General features: G+C 65.2%; 14 protein-coding genes and 1 riboswitch. Of the genes, 5 read left to right on the plus strand and 9 right to left on the minus strand.

The annotated features are described in order from the left end of the window. The first annotated feature begins 45 nt into the window (after positions 1 to 45). Positions 46 to 372 carry a hydroxyisourate hydrolase gene (uraH, locus tag GOACH_RS09505; RefSeq protein ID WP_005173961.1) on the plus strand — a complete coding sequence of 109 codons (327 nt, stop codon included), beginning with the start codon at positions 46 to 48 and terminating at the stop codon, positions 370 to 372. A gap of 4 nt (positions 373 to 376) precedes the next feature. Here uraH and GOACH_RS09510 read toward each other — a convergent pair whose 3' ends face one another. The 4 genes from GOACH_RS09510 to GOACH_RS09525 form a co-directional block, all read right to left on the minus strand. After that, positions 377 to 1,246, minus strand: coding sequence for a helix-turn-helix transcriptional regulator (locus GOACH_RS09510; protein WP_005173963.1), 870 nt, complete (start codon positions 1,244 to 1,246; stop codon positions 377 to 379). Beyond that, positions 1,243 to 1,791, minus strand: coding sequence for a DJ-1/PfpI/YhbO family deglycase/protease (locus tag GOACH_RS09515; protein WP_005173964.1), 549 nt, complete (start codon positions 1,789 to 1,791; stop codon positions 1,243 to 1,245). The genes GOACH_RS09510 and GOACH_RS09515 overlap by 4 nt, the downstream gene beginning before the upstream one ends. Before the next feature lie 13 nt (positions 1,792 to 1,804). Continuing rightward, entirely contained in the window at positions 1,805 to 2,656 is an 852-nt protein-coding gene (locus GOACH_RS09520; protein WP_005173965.1) for an SDR family oxidoreductase, read from the minus strand. Between the two features lie 68 nt (positions 2,657 to 2,724). After that, positions 2,725 to 3,135: a GlcG/HbpS family heme-binding protein gene (locus tag GOACH_RS09525; protein ID WP_005173966.1), complete on the minus strand. Its 411-nt coding sequence runs from the start codon at positions 3,133 to 3,135 to the stop codon at positions 2,725 to 2,727. 222 nt (positions 3,136 to 3,357) lie between these two features. Next, positions 3,358 to 3,556: riboswitch (cobalamin riboswitch) on the plus strand. Between the two features lie 139 nt (positions 3,557 to 3,695). Here GOACH_RS09525 and metE point away from each other — a divergent pair. Further along, on the plus strand, positions 3,696 to 6,020 hold the full coding sequence (metE, locus tag GOACH_RS09530) for a 5-methyltetrahydropteroyltriglutamate--homocysteine S-methyltransferase (protein ID WP_005173967.1): 2,325 nt from the start codon (positions 3,696 to 3,698) through the stop codon (positions 6,018 to 6,020). Between the two features lie 158 nt (positions 6,021 to 6,178). Here metE and GOACH_RS09535 read toward each other — a convergent pair whose 3' ends face one another. After that, positions 6,179 to 7,120 carry an AraC family transcriptional regulator gene (locus GOACH_RS09535; RefSeq protein ID WP_005173968.1) on the minus strand — a complete coding sequence of 314 codons (942 nt, stop codon included), beginning with the start codon at positions 7,118 to 7,120 and terminating at the stop codon, positions 6,179 to 6,181. A gap of 171 nt (positions 7,121 to 7,291) precedes the next feature. On the opposite strand from GOACH_RS09535, the gene GOACH_RS09540 reads away from it, so the two are divergent. The 3 genes from GOACH_RS09540 to GOACH_RS09550 all read left to right on the plus strand — a co-directional run bounded on the left by GOACH_RS09540 (position 7,292) and on the right by GOACH_RS09550 (position 10,262). After that, positions 7,292 to 7,882, plus strand: a complete 591-nt coding sequence (locus GOACH_RS09540) for a flavin reductase family protein (protein ID WP_005173969.1) — start codon at positions 7,292 to 7,294, stop codon at positions 7,880 to 7,882. 44 nt (positions 7,883 to 7,926) lie between these two features. Next, entirely contained in the window at positions 7,927 to 9,546 is a 1,620-nt protein-coding gene (locus GOACH_RS09545) for a 4-hydroxyphenylacetate 3-hydroxylase family protein (protein ID WP_005173970.1), read from the plus strand. Positions 9,547 to 9,629: 83 nt separating this feature from the next. Continuing rightward, a complete protein-coding gene (locus tag GOACH_RS09550; RefSeq protein WP_040518275.1) occupies positions 9,630 to 10,262 on the plus strand; it encodes a nucleoside/nucleotide kinase family protein in 633 nt (210 codons plus the stop codon). Positions 10,263 to 10,365: 103 nt separating this feature from the next. Here the strand turns inward: GOACH_RS09550 and GOACH_RS09555 are convergent, their stop codons facing one another. The 4 genes from GOACH_RS09555 to prpD all read right to left on the minus strand — a co-directional run bounded on the left by GOACH_RS09555 (position 10,366) and on the right by prpD (position 17,458). After that, positions 10,366 to 13,755 (minus strand): pyruvate carboxylase, encoded by a 3,390-nt coding sequence (locus GOACH_RS09555; RefSeq protein WP_005173972.1) that lies wholly within the window; start codon positions 13,753 to 13,755, stop codon positions 10,366 to 10,368. Between the two features lie 114 nt (positions 13,756 to 13,869). After that, positions 13,870 to 15,000, minus strand: coding sequence for a bifunctional 2-methylcitrate synthase/citrate synthase (locus tag GOACH_RS09560; RefSeq protein WP_005173976.1), 1,131 nt, complete (start codon positions 14,998 to 15,000; stop codon positions 13,870 to 13,872). Continuing rightward, on the minus strand, positions 14,997 to 15,947 hold the full coding sequence (gene prpB, locus GOACH_RS09565) for a methylisocitrate lyase (protein ID WP_005173978.1): 951 nt from the start codon (positions 15,945 to 15,947) through the stop codon (positions 14,997 to 14,999). Before prpB ends, GOACH_RS09560 begins: the two co-directional genes overlap by 4 nt. Next, positions 15,947 to 17,458: a 2-methylcitrate dehydratase PrpD gene (gene prpD, locus GOACH_RS09570; RefSeq protein WP_005173980.1), complete on the minus strand. Its 1,512-nt coding sequence runs from the start codon at positions 17,456 to 17,458 to the stop codon at positions 15,947 to 15,949. Before prpD ends, prpB begins: the two co-directional genes overlap by 1 nt. Positions 17,459 to 17,495 lie beyond the last annotated feature (37 nt).

A 17,495-nucleotide genomic window follows, 5' to 3' on the forward strand; every position in this document is an offset into this window, starting at 1 on the left:
GCGTTCACGGCAAAGAAGTCACCGCCAACCCACTAGGCTGAATCCATGACCGGACTGTCCACACACGTCCTCGACGCCGTCAGCGGTGCTCCCGCAGTCGGGATGTCGGTGATCCTGCGCGACGTCGACGGCGAACAACTCGCCTCGGGCACCACCAACAGCGACGGCCGCATCCCGCAGGTCAACACCGACCCACTCGCGCCGGGCACCTACCATCTGGTCTTCGCGACCGCAGACTGGTTCGGCGCGAACGGGATCGTCGGCTTCTTCCCGCAGATCGACATCTGTTTCACCATCGACGATCCGAATCGGCACTATCACGTACCGGTGCTGTTGAGTCCGTACTCGTACTCCACCTACCGCGGTAGCTGAGTACTCACCGCTCGTCGTCGCGCCGGTAGACCACAAGCGACAGTTCGTCACAACCGCGTACCTGCAGCGTCGTGAAGTGGCAGCCCACGACGCCTTCTCCCGGCACGCGCAGTCGCCACCGCCCCGACCTCTTGTCGTGCGGCTCATAGCGGTTCCAGATGTAGCGAAATGCCTTGCTGGACCGCCACAACCGGTCGATCAACGCTCGATGTTCCGCCGACGCAGGTCGCGTCGCGAGATTCAGATGAGCCAAGCCGACCACCTCGTAGGCCTTGGCCGTCCAGTCCACATACACCGATCTGCTGACCGGGTCGTCGAAGATGTACTCCAGCAACGAGACCGGTTGAAGCGGCCACTCGGACGAGTCCCGGTCGGGGAACAGGACGGCCGCGGTCGCCTTGTCGACGGCGGTGAGCATCAACTCGTCGGTGAGAAGGTGCAGCATCACGGTGTCGAAGAGTCGGGTGCCGATGGCCAGCAGATCCGCCTCGGCATCGGCGAGCGCCTCGCTCGTCGCCATCGGCTCACCCGACGGTTCCGCGGTGAGTGCCAACAGATACCTGCGGTCGAGGTCGCTCAGACGCAGAGCGTCGGCGATGGAACCGACGACCGCGCGGGAGGGGTGTGCCACCTTGCCCTGCTCGAACTTGGTGTAGTAGTCCATGCTCACGCCTGCGGCCCAGGCGATCTCCTCGCGTCGCAGCCCCGCAACCCGGCGGTCGGTGGTGGCGTTGTAGACAGGCCAGGAGGGATCGGGCGCCAACTGTGCACGTCGATTCCGAAGGAACCCGGACGTCGCGGTGGCGCGGTAGTCGGCCGTGACAGAGCGCGACGACGCGCCCTTCGCGTCGTCGCTCCCCCGGCCTCCGCTCATGCCAGTTGCGCGTCGATCGCGCCGGTGAAGTCCGACAGGTCGTCCGGCGTCCGCGACGTGATCAGCGTGAACCCGTTGGTGTCGTCACTCACGACCGCCTCGTCCACCCAGTTGCCGCCTGCGTTGTTCACATCGGTCCGCAACGACGAATACGACGTCAGGGTCTTGCCGACCAGCAATCCGGTCTCGACGATCAGCCACGGTCCGTGACAGATCGCGGCGACCGGCTTACCCGCATCGGCAAAACCGCGCACCACGCTCTGCGCCGTCGCATCGGTGCGCAGGGTGTCGGCGTTGAGTGTGCCCCCGGGCACCACGAGGACGTCGTAGTCGGCGGGATCGACGTCGGCGATCGCGGCATCGGCGGCAACGGTTGGGCCCGGGTCCTTGTCGCCTACCAAGGTCTGTACGTCGTCGCCGTCGACGGTCGCGACAGTGACGGCGACACCTTCGTCACGCAGATGATCACGCGGGACAAGGAGTTCGTCGCGTTCGACGCCGTACGACGTCGCGATGATCAGTGCCTTCTTGTCGGTGAGAGCCATGGGATCGATCCTTTCAGGAGTTGCCGTCAACCGGTGTGTACGGGGAGATGTCGTAGGCGGTCTGGACCAGTTCGGGACGCTTGCCGTCGTTGAGGGTGCGGTCCCACTGCGACTGTGTCTGCGCCTTGATGTCGTCGACCGTGTGCGCGGGCAGCACATGTCGGTAATCGGTGTCGGTACCGGTCAGCACATCGATCGTCACGGTGATGACCTCTTCGGGGTCGAACTGCTCGTGCGGGAATGCGAGCTTGCTGTAGTCGTAGAGCCGCGTCGACGGGTCGTCGACCCACGATTTCCACTCTTCGAACATCGTGTCGTTGAATCCGGTGAGGAACGGCCCGGGATTGATGGTGGCAACCGTCACGCCGTACTCGGCGAGTTCCTGATCCAACGCATCGGCAAACGCTTCGACGGCATGCTTCGAGCCTGCGTACGCACCGGTGAACGGGTCGACGGTGAGTCCGGCGACCGATGACATGAACACGATCTTGCCGCCACCCTTGGCCACCATCTGCTTGGCGATCGGCTGCGTCAGCAGGATCGGGCCGAAGACGTTCACCTCGAACTGCCTGCGGAGATTCTCGGCGGGAATGTCGACCGACGAACCGCCCTCGGAGATGCCCGCGTTGTTCAACAGCACGTCGACGTCCCACTGCGCAGCCTTCCGGCGATCGCCCTCATCGGTGACGTCGAGCTTCTCCACCCGCAGTTCGACGCCGCGCTTCTTCGCCTCCGCACGCAGCACGTTCACCTGCGCGATGATCTCGACACCGGCGATCACATCGTGTCCCTGCTCCGCCATGCGTAGCGCGACCTCTTTGCCGAAGCCGCTTCCGGCACCGGTGATCAGATACGTCGTACTCATCACTTCTCTCCTTCATCGTCGATGACCGGCAGGACCGGTCGTCATGTCACACGCCGCTGGATTGCGGCTCACAGTGCAGCCGACGCCTCACGGGCGACCGTCGTGTCCTGTTCACGGGAGCCGCCGCTGACACCGACAGCTCCCACCACCATGCCGTCGACAATCAGCGGGATGCCGCCCGCGAAAACCAGGACGCGGCCGTGACCGCTCAACGCCATGCCCCAGAACTGTTCTCCTGGAAGCGAATCGGCGGCGAGATCTCCTGTTGGCGACCGGAAGAACACCGCGGTGTGCGCCTTGTCGATCGAGTGCTCGATACTTCCGAGCTGGGCGTCGTCCATCCGAACGTGAGCGACCAGGTTCCCGCCGTTGTCGACAACGGCGATGTTGCTCGGCGAGCCGATCCGCTCGGCCGCGGCGATCCCCGCGTCGATCATGCGTCGTGCGTCGGAGAGTCCGACCGTTGTCATACTTCGCACTGCTGCCTCCTCAACTGATTGATCGGAGTGCGCCGCTGTCACTGTTCGAGCGCGTATCACCCACGCTAGGCAGACCCTTGACGCCGTGCCTGGTTCTGTCGGAACCAGGCACGGCGTCGGCGACGGGGAATCGCCTCGACGTCGCCCTGCGCTATGCTGCACCCGCAGCTGGTTCGCCCGCCGGGAGTCGCGATGGAGCCCCTCCGTCCCGCGCGCGGCGTCGAATCCGTTCGTCGCGCAGCTGCGCGACCTCGGGTGAGAGGGAATCCGGTGAGAATCCGGAGCTGTCCCGCAGCGGTATGTCGGAACGACCGCCGTCACACGCACTGGGCGCATGCCCGGGAAGCGACGGCCAGTAGGAACATCGCCGATGGCGAGAGTGCCGACAAGCCCGAAGACCTGCCTCCTGTACCGGTCGCGCCGCGACCGGTGGCTCACCGCCTCGTGGACCGGGCGCAGGTCGATCAGCGTTTTGTGATGCCCACGCATCACTCGGGGCTCGTCGACTCTCCCTGCATGGCGGTGAACCGTCCGTATCGAATGCAGGAGTTCACGAACTCATGTCCATCAGCACTCCCGGCACCTCACCCGCCGGCCACACCTCGGGGCCCGTGGCCGCCCCGTTCACCACCACCATTCCCGGTACACCCCGTATCGGCCCCCGACGCGAGCTCAAGCGGGCGATCGAGGGCTACTGGGCCGGGCGCGTCAGCGCCACCGATCTGGAGCAGACGGCCGCCGACCTGCGACGGGATACCTCAGCACAGTTGGTCGCCGCCGGTTTCGACTCGATCCCGATCAACACCTTCTCCTACTACGACCAGATCCTCGACACCGCTGTGCTCGTGGGTGCCCTACCCGCCCGGTACGACGGCATCGCCGATCCGCTCGACCGCTACTTCGCCGCGGCTCGGGGCACCGGCGAGATCGCACCGCTGGAGATGACGAAGTGGTTCGACACCAATTACCACTACCTCGTCCCCGAGATCGGACCCGACACGACGTTCACGTGCCACCCCGACAAGGTGCTCGCCGAAGTCTCCGAGGCGCACGCGCAAGGGGTCGACGCCCGTCCCGTCGTCATCGGACCGATCACCTTCCTCGCCCTGTCGAAGCCCGTCGACGGCGCTGCGGCACCACTGTCGCGGATCGACGACGTTGTCGCCGTGTATGTCGAGCTGCTCGACAGGCTCGCGGAGGCCGGTGTGGGCTGGGTCCAGATCGACGAGCCCGTGCTCGTCACCGATTACGCCGACGACCTGACCGCCCTCGCCGGCTCTGTGTACTCGACGCTCGCCGACGCCACGAGCCGTCCGGCGATCTTCGTCAACACCTACTTCGGCGATCCCGGCGAATCCCTTGCGGCACTGGCACGTACACCGGTCGAGGCCATCGGTGTCGACCTCGTCGAGGGTTCTGTCGACACCGTCGTCTCGGTACCCGAACTCGCCGACAAACTACTCGTCGCCGGTGTGGTCAACGGACGCAATATCTGGCGGACAGATCTCGACAAGGCGCTCGCCACACTGGGAACACTACTGGGATCGGCACGGTCGCTTGCAGTTTCGACGTCCTGCTCCACCCTGCACGTCCCCTACACCCTCGACGCCGAGGACGGACTCGACGACAATCTGCGCGGCTGGCTGGCGTTCGCGGCGCAGAAGTACGACGAGGTCGGGGTGCTCTCGCGCGCGCTGCGCAATGGCCGCGAGTCGGAGACGGCCGCTTTCGACGCCTCGTCGGCCGCCCTGGCGACACGCGAGTCGGATCCGCGCGTCCACGTCGCCGCCGTACGCGAACGGTTGGCAGCCATCACCGACGACGACGTGACGCGCGGCAACGCGAATGATCGGATCGCCGCACAGAATGCGCGCCTGGGCCTCCCGACGCTGCCGACGACCACGATCGGCTCCTATCCGCAGACCTCGGCGATCCGTCTCGCGCGGGCAGCACTGCGGTCCGGTGAGATCGACACCGCCGAGTACGAGCGGCGGATGCGCGCCGAGATCGACGACGTCATCGCATTGCAGGAGAAGATCGGGCTCGACGTCCTCGTGCACGGCGAACCCGAGCGCAACGACATGGTGCAGTACTTCGCCGAGCAGCTCGACGGCTTCTTCGCCACCGCGAACGGCTGGGTGCAGTCCTACGGCACCCGCTGCGTTCGCCCGCCGATCCTGTACGGCGACGTGGTGCGCACACACCCGATGACCGTCGACTGGATCACCTACGCGCAGTCGCTGACGAACAAGCCGGTCAAGGGGATGCTGACGGGACCGGTGACCATTCTGGCGTGGTCGTTCGTCCGCGACGACCAGCCGTTGTCGGTGTCCGCCGACCAGATCGCACTCGCCATCCGCGACGAAACCGTCGATCTGGAGGATGCCGGGATTCACATCATCCAGGTCGACGAGCCCGCACTGCGCGAACTGCTGCCACTGCGCGACGCCGACAAGAGGACATACCTCGACTGGGCCGTGCGGGCGTTCCGATTGGCCACCTCGGGCGTGTCCGACACGTCGCAGATCCACACGCACCTCTGCTACTCGGAGTTCGGCGAGGTCATCGGTGCGATCGCAGACCTCGACGCGGACGTCACATCCATCGAAGCCGCCCGCTCGGCGATGGAAGTGCTCGACGACCTCAACGAAGTCGGCTTCTCGAACGGGGTCGGCCCGGGTGTCTACGACATCCATTCACCGCGCGTCCCGGGTACGGCGGAGATCGAGAAGTCGCTCCGCGCAGCACTCACTGCCGTTGGGCCGCAACGTCTCTGGGTGAACCCCGACTGCGGGCTCAAGACGCGAGCAACACCCGAGGTCATCGCGTCGCTGACCAACCTGGTCACCGCCGCCGCGACGGTGCGCGGCGACGTCGAGAACTGACGACAGCGACACCGACGCTCAGCTCGAACACCGCACGGAGAAGCCCTTCGCCGCCTGGTCACACGACCTCGGCAGCGGAGGGTTTCTCCCTGCCATCGGCAGACACTGTCCGGCGGGCACGGAACGACTGGGGCGACGCCAAGCCGCCCGCCAGTCTCTCACCCCCGTGACACCTCGGACGGACTCCGGCCGTAGCGCTCGCGGAACGCGGCTGCGAATCGCCCGGAGTGGGTGAATCCCCACCGCAACGCCACCTCGGTCACCGATTCCGCGCCACCGCAGGATAATTCATCATGGACCCCGCGTAATCTGATCTCATTCAGGGTTTCTCGTGGCGACTTTCCGACGTATTGCTTGAAACCCTCCTGGAGACGTCGGACACTCACCCCGGCGATCTCTGCCATGTCCGCTGCCGTCCACGGTCGGGCAGGGTCAGCATGCAGCGCATCGAGCACCCTCGTCACGATGCGTGGTCGAGCCGCCATCCGATCGGACGGGGTCGTCGGCAGCGCCGCGACGAGAAGTGCGTCCGTGAGCGACGCCGCGAGCTGTTCGGCGATCAGTGGATTCGCCAGCAGCGGATCGTCGACCTGTTGACCCGCGAGCGATCGCACCAACCGTAGCCAACTCGCCATCTCCGGCGTCCTCACGTCGAGCTGATCCGAGATGGTCACGTCGGCCTCACCCGCGACACGCGTCGCTTCACGGTGGAGGAAATCCCTCTCGATCCTGATGCCGAGGATCGTGCAAGCGCTCGACCAGCGGGTGATGTCCACCGGCGTGTCGGGAGGGTTGACCGTGGCCAGGCCGCGTGTCGACACCACGGGACGGCCGTGCACGGTGGTCTCGAGCACGCCCGCGAGTGGAACATTGATGCCGTACGCACCGGGGTGATCGGTGCTGATCGCCACTTCCGCGCCCCACCCGATCCGCGCGATCCGGACCGGCCCGAGCGCGGTCACCTCGACGTCGGCAGCCGTTGCCGCGCTGTGGGCCTCACGCGGTGTCAAGTGATGCGGGAAGTACGCCTCGGACACGGCCTCACATGCCGCATCCCAATCCGGTTCGTCTGGCACGTGAATTCGGTCCACCCGACTCATCGTCCTCACCTCCTGAGATCGACCGGGCCGTGGGTTGCGTTGACCCGCAGTCGCGCCCGCACTGAATCCGTCGCGCTATTCGGATGGACACCGCGCACATCGGATCGCCAACGCTTGTCGATCGACTTATGTTCTACATCACATTCGACCCCGAGTGAAAGGCCGGTCAACATGGAAAAGAAGGCACTACAGAACGTCTTCGGGCAATTCGCGAGCGGCGTCACCGTCATCACCTGCACCAACACCGACGGCGAACCACACGGCGCCACCGTCACGGCGTTCACCGCGGTCTCGCTCGAGCCGCGGCTGTGCCAGGTCACCTTGACGCGAAAGTCCAAGGCCTGCAGCTACTTGACCGATGCGCCTTTCGCAGTGAACATCCTCGCCGCAGATCAACTCGACACCGCCATGCACTTCGCGGGTCGAACGAGTGACCCGGGTCCGACATGGGCGAACGGCCGCACCGCGCCGATTCTCCAAGGCTGTGCCGCCGTGCTCAGCTGCCGGCCGTGGCGCCAGTACGACGGCGGCGACCACCTCATCTTCATCGGCGAGATCGTCGACGCCGTCACCACCGGGAAACCACCGCTCCTGTACTACCGCAGCACTTTTCACGACCTCGGCGAGCCGAGCGTCAATTCGCTGTGGACACTCTGCGCCGACGACCCGCACTCCGGTTGGTTCGATTCGACCACCACATTCACGCCGTTTCATCTGAACGCCGACGACGAGCCGACGCCCTCGGCCGTCGTACCCGCCTGATTCATCACGGATTTCGTCACACCCATCAGAAAGAGGTATCAATCGTGACCACCATCGAGCGCCCCACGGGAAACCCTGCTGAGACCGGAGCGCCCACGCGTAACCCAGCCGCAGACGCTGTCGCCAACAAGCAGAAGAACTTCGCTACCCGCCCCATGACCGGTGACGAGTACATCGACTCCCTGCGCGACGGCCGCGAGATCTGGCTCCACGGCGAGCGCGTCGAGGACGTCACCACCCACCCCGCGTTTCGCAATCCCATTCGGATGACGGCACGCCTGTACGACTCGATGCACGATCCCGCCGTCCGTGACAAGGTGACCGTGCCCACCGACACCGGCAACGGCGGAGTCACGATGCCCTTCTTCAAGGCATCGACCAGCAGTGACGATCTGATCCGCGAGCGTGACGCCATCGCCGAATGGGCCCGCATGACCTACGGCTGGATGGGCCGCTCCCCCGACTACAAGGCGAGCTTCCTCGGCACCTTGCACGCCAACAAGGATCTCTACGCCCCATTCGAGGCCAATGCCGAACGGTGGTACCGCGAGTCGCAGGAAAAGGTCCTCTACTGGAACCACGCGATCATCAACCCGCCTGTCGATCGTCAACTGCCGCCCGACGAGGTCGGTGACGTGTTCATGAAGGTGGAAAAGGAGACCGACGCCGGTCTCGTCGTGTCGGGCGCGAAGGTGGTGGCCACGGGATCGGCGATCACCAACTACAACTTCATCGCCCACTACGGCCTGCCGATCAAGAAGAAGGAGTTCGCGCTCATCTGCACGGTGCCGATGGACGCCCCCGGGATCAAGCTGATCTGCCGCAGCTCCTACACCCAACAGGCCGCAGTCATGGGTTCGCCCTTCGACTATCCGCTGTCGAGCCGAATGGACGAGAACGACACGATTTTCGTGTTCGACAAAGTATTGGTCCCCTGGGAGAACGTCTTCATGTACGGCGACGTCGACCGCATCAATGCGTTCTTCCCGCAGTCCGGATTCCTGCCACGCTTCACGTTCCAGGGGTGCACACGCCTCGCAGTGAAGCTCGACTTCATCGCCGGTCTGCTCATGAAAGCACTCGACTGCACGGGGTCCGGCGGCTTCCGCGGTGTGCAGACCAGAGTCGGTGAGGTCATCGGCTGGCGAAACCTGTTCTGGACCATCACCGACGCGATGGCACACAACCCCGAGCCCTGGATCGGCGACACCGTGATCCCCCGTCTCGAGTACGGCCTCATCTACCGCATGTTCATGATGCAGGGCTACCCGCGTATCAAGGAGATCATCGAGCAGGACGTGGCGTCGGGCCTGATCTATCTGCCGTCGAGTGCCGCTGATTTCAAGAGCCCGACTGTGCGGCCATATCTCGACAAGTACGTGCGGGGTTCCAACGGCATCACAGCGGTTGATCGCGTCAAGGTGATGAAGGCGCTGTGGGATTCGATCGGGTCGGAATTCGGCGGACGTCACGAACTCTACGAGCGCAACTATTCCGGCAACCATGAGAATGTGAAGGCCGAGTTGCTGTTCGCCGCCCAGAACCGTGGCGGCGTCGACCAGATGAAGGGGTTGGCCGAAGCATGTCTGGCCGAATACGACCTCGACGGCTGGACGGTGCCGGATCTCATCGGCAACGAGGATGTGAGCTTCTTCGGGAACTGAGTTCTCCGGGCACGCACTCCGAGGAGGGTCGACGCCCACGGAATTCTGAACGCTCCGTGGGCGCGACCCGTATCGTCTGGGTCATGGTCATCGACGAGCTGGTCCGCGAGATCCTCGATCTCGCGACCGGCCGCTCTCGAGTGGTCGTCGGCTTCACCGGCCCACCGGGAGCGGGTAAGACCACCGTTGCCCGACGAGCCACGCGCGAACTCGCGGACCGGGTGGGCGCTGCTCACGCGGGTTACCTGCCGATGGACGGCTTCCACCTCGCGACACCGATGCTGCACCTGCTGGGACGTACCGAGCGTCGCGGCGCTCCGGACACCTTCGACGTCGACGGCTTCATCGCGACGCTTCGTCGAGCAGCCACGCCTGGAACCGAGGTGTACACACCCGATTTCGACCACACTCTCGGCGAACCGATCGCAGCGTCGTCGCTCATTGCGGATACTGCGAGAATTGTTGTGGTCGAGGGCAACTACCTCGGATTCAACGGTTCGTGGGCGCCTGTTCGCGGTCTCCTCGACCGACTCTGGTTCGTGGACCTTCCCGATGCGATCAGACATGAACGACTCCTCGCCCGGCATGTGGCGACGGGACGGAGCGTCGACGATGCACTCGCATGGATCAGAACGGTGGACGACCCGAACGCTGCCCTGATCCGAACGACCCGTGACCGCTGCGACGGCACCCTCGACGCGACCGTCATCGGCTGACCTGCCGCTGCGATCCGTATGACAGCTCGCCCGCACAACCGGGCTCAGCGTCATACTGATCTACGCTCGGCCGACTCCTCGTCCGATCGACAAGCTGTTGCCCTCACCCGATCTCGATGAGCAGATCCCCCGGCGCGACCTGCTGCACCTGCGAGACCGCGACGCGGGCCACCTTGCCGCCTACCGGCGCGGTGATGGTGGCTTCCATCTTCATCGCCTCGATCGTGCCGATCGCCGCGCCGGCCGCGATCTCGTCGCCGACATCCACCGACAGCGAGACGACGCCCGCGAAGGGTGCACCCACGTGATTCGGGTTGGCCCGGTCGGCCCGCTCAGCGGCAGCGACCTTCGAGTCGACGGAGCGATCACGCACCGCGACGGGACGCAACTGCCCGTTGAGCACGCACATCACGGTGCGCATCCCCTTCTCGTCGGCATCGCTGATCGCCTCGAGTCCGATGAGCAGCTCCACCCCCGGTTCGAGTTCGACGCGGTGCTCGTCGCCATAGCGCAGCCCGTAGAAGAACTGATTCGCCGACAACTGCGAGGTATCGCCGTAGGTCTCCTGATGCTCTTCGAATTCGCGTGTCGGACCGGGGAACAACAGCCTGTTGAGGGTTTCCTGACGGCCGCGACCCGCGACGTCGAGGGCCGCGGAGTCGGCGCTCGACAACTCTTCGACCGGTCGCGGTGCCGTGCGTCCGGCGAGCGCTCGTGTTCGCAGCGGTTCGGGCCATCCACCGGCAGGTTCGCCCAATTCGCCACGGAGGAAACCGATCACCGAGTCGGGGATGTCGTAGGAGCCGGGGTTGGCCGCGAAGTCTGCAGGTGCGATCCCCTGGCCGACCAATGCGAGTGCCAGGTCGCCGACGACCTTGGACGACGGTGTCACCTTGATGAGTCGTCCGAGCATCGCGTCCGCGGCGGCATACGCTTCCTCGACGGCCTCGAACCGGTTGCCGAGCCCGAGCGCGATCGCCTGCTGACGCAGATTCGACAGCTGCCCGCCCGGGATCTCATGCGAGTACACCCGGCCGGTCGGTGCGGGAACACCGGATTCGAAGGGGGCGTACACCTTTCGCACGGCCTCCCAGTACGGTTCCAGATCGCAGACCGCGCCGAGGTCGAGACCGGTGTCGCGCTCGGTGTGTCCGAAAGCGGCGACGATCGCCGACAGCGGCGGCTGGCTCGTGGTACCTGCCAGCGGCGCCGACGCCCCGTCGACGGCGTCGGCCCCGGCGTTGACCGCCGCAAGGTAGGTCGCCAACTGCCCGCCAGGGGTGTCGTGGGTGTGCACGTGGATCGGCAGGTCGAACTCGCGCCGCAACGCCGACACCAGCAACTCCGCCGCCGGTGCGCGCAGCAGCCCTGCCATGTCCTTGATGGCCAACACATGTGCGCCCGCATCGACGATCTGCTCCGCCAGTCGCAGGTAGTAGTCGAGGGTGTACAGCTTCTCGTCGGGGTTCGCGAGATCGCCGGTGTAGCTCATCGCCACCTCCGCGACGGCCCGATCGGTCTCCAGCACGGCGTCTATCGCAGGACGCATAGCGTCAATGTTGTTGAGCGCGTCGAAAATTCGGAAGATGTCGATGCCGACCTCGGTGGCCTCCGCGACGAACGCCGTCGTGACCTTCTGCGGATAGGGCGTGTAGCCAACGGTGTTGGCTCCGCGCAGCAGCATCTGCAGGCAGATGTTGGGCATCGCCTCACGCAGCTGCGCCAACCGATCCCACGGATCTTCCTTGAGGAACCTCAGTGCGACGTCGTAGGTGGCGCCACCCCAGCACTCGACCGACAACAGCTCCGGCGTCATGGCCGCCACATACGGTGCGACCGCGAGCATTCCGCTGGTCCGCACCCGCGTCGCCAACAACGATTGGTGGGCGTCTCGGAACGTGGTGTCCGTGACCCCTACGGCGGGCTGCTGACGCAGATCGCGAGCAAAACCGGTGGGACCCAGAGCCAACAGACGTTGGCGCGACCCATCCGGCGGGGCAAGCAGGCGGGAGCGGTCGACGGCGGGAAGCTTGTCGCGCGGATACACCGTGCTCGGACGCTCTCCATGCGGCTTGTTCACCGTGACGTCGGCGAGATACGACAGGATTCGCGTACCCCGGTCGGCTGATCCACGTGAGGTCAACAGCCACGGACGATCCTCGATGAACGACGTCGTCACGTGTCCCGCGGCGAAGTCCGGATCGTCGAGGACTGCTTGCAGGAAAGGAATATTGGTTGCCACGCCACGGATGCGGAACTCCGCCAATGCCCGGCGGGCCCGTCGTACCGCGGTGTCGAAATCACGCCCCCGACAACTCAGCTTGACCAGCATGGAATCGAAATTTCCGCTGATCTCGCCGCCCAGCACGGCGCTCCCGTCGAGACGGATACCCGCACCGCCGGGTGTGCGGTACGCCGTGATCCGGCCGACGTCGGGTCGGAAACCGTCTGCGGGATCCTCTGTGGTGATGCGACACTGCAGGGCAGCGCCCCGGATCGAGATCGACTCCTGATCGAGGCCCAGCTCATGCAGTGACTGTCCCGAGGCGACCCGCATCTGTGCACCGACGAGATCGATATCGGTGATCTCCTCGGTCACCGTGTGCTCCACCTGGATGCGCGGGTTCATCTCGATGAAGACGTGATTACCCTGCTCATCGACCAGGAACTCGACGGTTCCCGCACAGGAATATCCGATCTGCCGGGCAAAGGCCACTGCGTCTGCGCAGATACGTTCGCGCAGTTGCGGATCCAGATTGGGCGCCGGTGCCAACTCGACGACCTTCTGATGGCGTCGTTGCACACTGCAGTCACGCTCGAACAGATGGATGACGTTGCCCTGGGTGTCGGCGAGGATCTGCACCTCGATGTGTCGCGGATTGATCACCGCCTGTTCGAGGAAGACCGTAGGATCACCGAAAGCCGTGTCGGCCTCCCGCGATGCCGCTGAGATCGCTTCGGCCAGGTCCTCACGCCTGGCCACGCGACGCATGCCGCGGCCGCCACCACCGGCGACCGCCTTGACGAACAGCGGGAACGTCATGTCCGCACTGGCGGCGACCAACTCGTCGACATCGGCCGAGGGCTCTGACGACGCCAACACCGGCAGCCCCGCGGCCTTCGCCGCCGCAACGGCCTCGGCTTTGTTACCCGTCAACTCCAGAACATGAGCAGACGGCCCGACGAATGTGATGCCGTGTTCGGCACACGCCGCGGCCAACTCGGCGTTCTCCGACAGGAACCCGTAACCCGGATAGACAGCATCGGCGCCCGAATGCAGCGCGGCCCCGATGATCTCGTCGACCGATAGGTACGCCCGTACCGGATGCCCCGGTACCCCGATCTGATACGACTCGTCTGCCTTCAAACGGTGCAGTGAATTGCGGTCCTCATAGGGGAAGACCGCGACGGTGTCCGCACCGAGTTCGTATGCAGCGCGGAATGCTCGGATCGCGATCTCACCGCGATTGGCAACCAGGACCTTCTCAAACATCTCGGGACACAACTTCCATTCGTCGCGGTCACACCGTCATGAGCGGGCAATGGGCTACGGCAGCACTATCGCCGTGTCCAACGTATCGCAAAGTGAGGTCACCTCACCTTTGGCTCACGGAGTGAGAGTCCTCTGCGAAGGTCCGGTATAGCCACTCAGCGGCCGGATCAACGCGTTCGACGCCGCTTGCTCCATGATGTGCGCAGTCCACCCCGTGATGCGGCTCATCACGAATATCGGGGTGAACGACCCGATGTCGAATCCCATCAGGTGGTAAGCGGGCCCGGTCGGAAAGTCGAGGTTGGGCCGGATTCCGGTTCGGTCGGCCATGAGATGCTCGAGTTCGCCATAGATCCGCACCCACCGGTCTTCCCCGAGATGCTCGGACACCTCCACGAGCGCGTCGCGCATCGTCGGGACCCGCGAATCCCCGTTCTTGTACACGCGGTGACCGAACCCCATCACCTTGTCCTTGTTCGCGAGCTTTCGCTCAAGCCAGCCTCGTGCACGCTCGGGGCGATCGATCTCGATCATGTCGTACATGACGGCCTCATTGGCGCCGCCGTGCAGTGACCCCTTCAGTGCGCCGATCGCCGCGGTGACCGCGCTGTAGATATCCGACCGGGTCGAGGTCACCACACGGGCCGCGAAGGTGGACGCATTGAAACTGTGCTCGGCGTAGAGCACCATCGACTTCTCGAACGCCCGGACAATGACCGGGTCGGGAACCTCGCCGAAGCACATCGTCAGAAAGTTCTCGGCGTAGCCGAGCCCATGATGTGGTCCGATCGGGTCGAGGCCACGTCGTCGACGCATGTCCGCGGCGACGATCGTCGGCAGTACGGCGAACATCCGGAGCGATTTGTCGAGGTTTGCAGCCGGATTGGCGTCGTCCTCGTCCGGGTCCTCGGTGCCGAGATAGCTGATCGCCGTCCGCACGACGTCCATCGGGTGGCAGTTCTCCGGGATTCGGGCGAGAACGGCCTGGGTCGAACGGTCGAGCCGACGGCTCGCCCGCTCTCGCTGGGTGAACGCCGACAACTCGTTGTCGGTTGGCAGCTCACCGTGCCACAAGAGGTAGGCGACCTGTTCAACACTGCAGTGCGCAGCCAACTCCTGTACCGCGTATCCGCGGTAGGTCAACGAGTTGGTCTCCGGGACCACCTTGGATATCGCGGTGGTGTCGACGACGACGCCCGCGAGTCCCTTGTGAATGGTCGGCTGGTCAACCGATGGTGCGCTCATGAGATTGTCTCCGTAGTCGTCTCGCCGGGCAGTCGGAAGGTGAAGAGTTCGGAATCGAAGTCGTTGTAGTCGGCGTAGCGGAGCAGCTCGTACAGGCGGCTGCGATGCTGCATGCCGTCGAGAAGACCGAGTTGCGTTCCCGCCGTCGCCAATTCGCGCAATCCCGCTTCCACCGCGCCCATCGCGATTCGCAACGTGGTGACGGGATAGATGACGGCGTTGTATCCGACGTCGGAAAGCTGTCGGGCGGTGAGGAGTTCGGACTTGCCGAACTCGGTCATGTTGGCCAACAACGGAACGTCCACCGCGGCGCGAAACGCCTCGAACTCCGACAGATCACGCAGCGCCTCGGTGAAGATGAGATCGGCACCCGCGTCGGCGTAGGCCCTGGCGCGGTCGATCGCGGCGTCGAGCCCCTCGATCGCCCGTGCGTCGGTGCGCGCACAGATCACGAAGTTCTCGTCACGGCGCGCAGACACGGCCGCGGCGAGGCGCTTGAGCATATCCGCCGTGGGCACGACGTCCTTGCCGTCGAGGTGGCCGCACCGCTTCGGGTTGACCTGATCCTCGAGGTGGCATCCGGACAACCCCGCGTCCTCGAGCGCTGCGACCGTCCGCGCCGCACTCATCGGTTCACCGAAGCCGGTGTCGGCGTCGATGAGAGTGGGCAGATCCGTCGCACGTGCGATCTGCCCGCCCCGGTCAGCCACCTCGCTGAGGGTGGTCAGTCCGATATCGGGCAGTCCGAGATCTGCCGACAGCACGGCGCCCGAGACGTAGACACCCTCGAACCCCACGTCCGCGATGAGCTTGGCCGCCAACGGTGAGAACGCGCCCGGCCACCGCTGCAGTTCGCCCGAGGCGAGACCGGTTCGCAGTGCGCGACGTTTGTCCGATGCCGACACCGCCGAGGAGAACAATCCTGCTGTCGCGTCGGTCGCGGACATCAGAAGATCCCCGACCCGATGGTGGGCGCCTTGTCGAGGACCACGGGCTGCACTCTGGGAACCAGGGCGTCGAGGCCATCCGTGCCGAGCTCGGCGAGCCCATGGGCCGCGGTCAGGAAGCGTTGCTGTTCGGCAACATCGACGACGCCGTCGGCCATGGTTACGAACTTCGCTTCGTATTGCGCACGCGCGAAGGGACGCGCGCCGAGTGGATGGGCGTCGGCGACGGCGAGTTCGTCGGTGATCACCTCACCGCTGCGCAGGGTGATGACCGCCTTGGCGCCGAACGCCTTCTCGGCGGGGTCGGTCGAGTGGTAGCGCCGCGTCCACTCCGGGTCTTCGACGGTGGAGATCTTGCGCCACAGTTCGATGGTGTCGGGACGGTTGGCCCGCTCGGGCGCATACGAGGACTCGTGGTGCCAGGTGCCGTCCTGCAGCGCCACGGCGAAGATGTACATGACCGAGTGGTCGAGCGTTTCCCGGCTCGCGGAGGGATCGAACTTCTGCGGGTCGTTCGAGCCTGTACCGATCACCACGTGGGTGTGGTGACTGGTGTGCAGCACGATCGATTCGATGTCGTCGAGATTCGCGATCCGCTCGCGCATTCGGCGCGCGAGGTCGATCGGTGCCTGACTCTGGTATTCGGCCGAGTGCTCCTTGGTGTAGCTGTCGAGGATCGCGCGCTTGGCCTCGCCGGGGCCGGGTAGCGGGATCTCGTAGACCTTGTCGGCTCCACCGAGCATCCACGCGATCACACCGTCCTCACCTTCCCAGATCGGCGCGGGCGACCCCTCCCCGCGCATCGCCCGGTCGACGGCCTCGATGGCGATCTTCCCCGCGTGGGCGGGCGCGTACGCCTTCCAACTCGAGATCAGTCCCTTTCGGGACTGTCGGGTGGCGGTGGTGAGGTGCAGCGCCTGACCGACCGCCTGGTAGATGGTCTCGGCGTCGAGGTGCAGCATGGTGCCCAGTCCCGCGGCGACGGAGGGCCCGAGATGGGCGACGTGGTCGATCTTGTGCTCGTGCAGAGACATTCCGCGCACGAGGTCGATCTGGATCTCGTACGCCGTGGCCAGTCCGCGGATCAGGTCCGCGCCGGTTGCACCCACGTGCTGGGCGACAGCGACCAGCGGTGGGATGTTGTCGCCGGGATGGGAGTACTCCGCGGCCAGGAAGGTGTCGTGGAAGTCGAGTTCACGCACGGCGACACCGTTGGCCCACGCGGCCCACTCGGGTGAGTACGAACCACCCACCCCGAAGACCCCTGCACCGTTGTTCTCCACTGCCGGCGGGTGCGCAAGTGCCTGCGCGCGTGCCGTGGTGACGGGCCGTCGTATCACCGACGCCGCGCTGACCGCAGCGTTGTCGATGATGCGGTTGATCACCATGTCTCTCGTGTCAGCCGGTACCGCGACGGGGTCGACGGCGACCTCGGCGATCTTCTGAGCGAGGTGCTCGGACTGCGGAAACTCCTCCGCACTGCGGTGGGTGCGCACGCTGTGAATGATCATGTTCGCACCGTACGCAGGTGGTCCACATTCTCGAAAG

The organism is Gordonia aichiensis NBRC 108223 (genome assembly GCF_000332975.1).
In the GTDB taxonomy this organism is placed as follows: Bacteria; Actinomycetota; Actinomycetes; order Mycobacteriales; family Mycobacteriaceae; genus Gordonia; species Gordonia aichiensis.

Excerpts from the sequence above, each read along its gene's own strand:
- uraH (WP_005173961.1), top strand. The coding sequence starts at position 46 with ATGACCGGACTGTCCACACACGTCCTCGACGCCGTCAGCGGTGCTCCC.
- GOACH_RS09510 (WP_005173963.1), bottom strand. The coding sequence starts at position 1,246 with ATGAGCGGAGGCCGGGGGAGCGACGACGCGAAGGGCGCGTCGTCGCGC.
- GOACH_RS09515 (WP_005173964.1), bottom strand. The coding sequence starts at position 1,791 with ATGGCTCTCACCGACAAGAAGGCACTGATCATCGCGACGTCGTACGGC.
- GOACH_RS09520 (WP_005173965.1), bottom strand. The coding sequence starts at position 2,656 with ATGAGTACGACGTATCTGATCACCGGTGCCGGAAGCGGCTTCGGCAAA.
- metE (WP_005173967.1), top strand. The coding sequence starts at position 3,696 with ATGTCCATCAGCACTCCCGGCACCTCACCCGCCGGCCACACCTCGGGG.
- GOACH_RS09535 (WP_005173968.1), bottom strand. The coding sequence starts at position 7,120 with ATGAGTCGGGTGGACCGAATTCACGTGCCAGACGAACCGGATTGGGAT.
- GOACH_RS09540 (WP_005173969.1), top strand. The coding sequence starts at position 7,292 with ATGGAAAAGAAGGCACTACAGAACGTCTTCGGGCAATTCGCGAGCGGC.
- GOACH_RS09550 (WP_040518275.1), top strand. The coding sequence starts at position 9,630 with ATGGTCATCGACGAGCTGGTCCGCGAGATCCTCGATCTCGCGACCGGC.
- GOACH_RS09555 (WP_005173972.1), bottom strand. The coding sequence starts at position 13,755 with ATGTTTGAGAAGGTCCTGGTTGCCAATCGCGGTGAGATCGCGATCCGA.
- GOACH_RS09560 (WP_005173976.1), bottom strand. The coding sequence starts at position 15,000 with ATGAGCGCACCATCGGTTGACCAGCCGACCATTCACAAGGGACTCGCG.
- prpB (WP_005173978.1), bottom strand. The coding sequence starts at position 15,947 with ATGTCCGCGACCGACGCGACAGCAGGATTGTTCTCCTCGGCGGTGTCG.
- prpD (WP_005173980.1), bottom strand. The coding sequence starts at position 17,458 with ATGATCATTCACAGCGTGCGCACCCACCGCAGTGCGGAGGAGTTTCCG.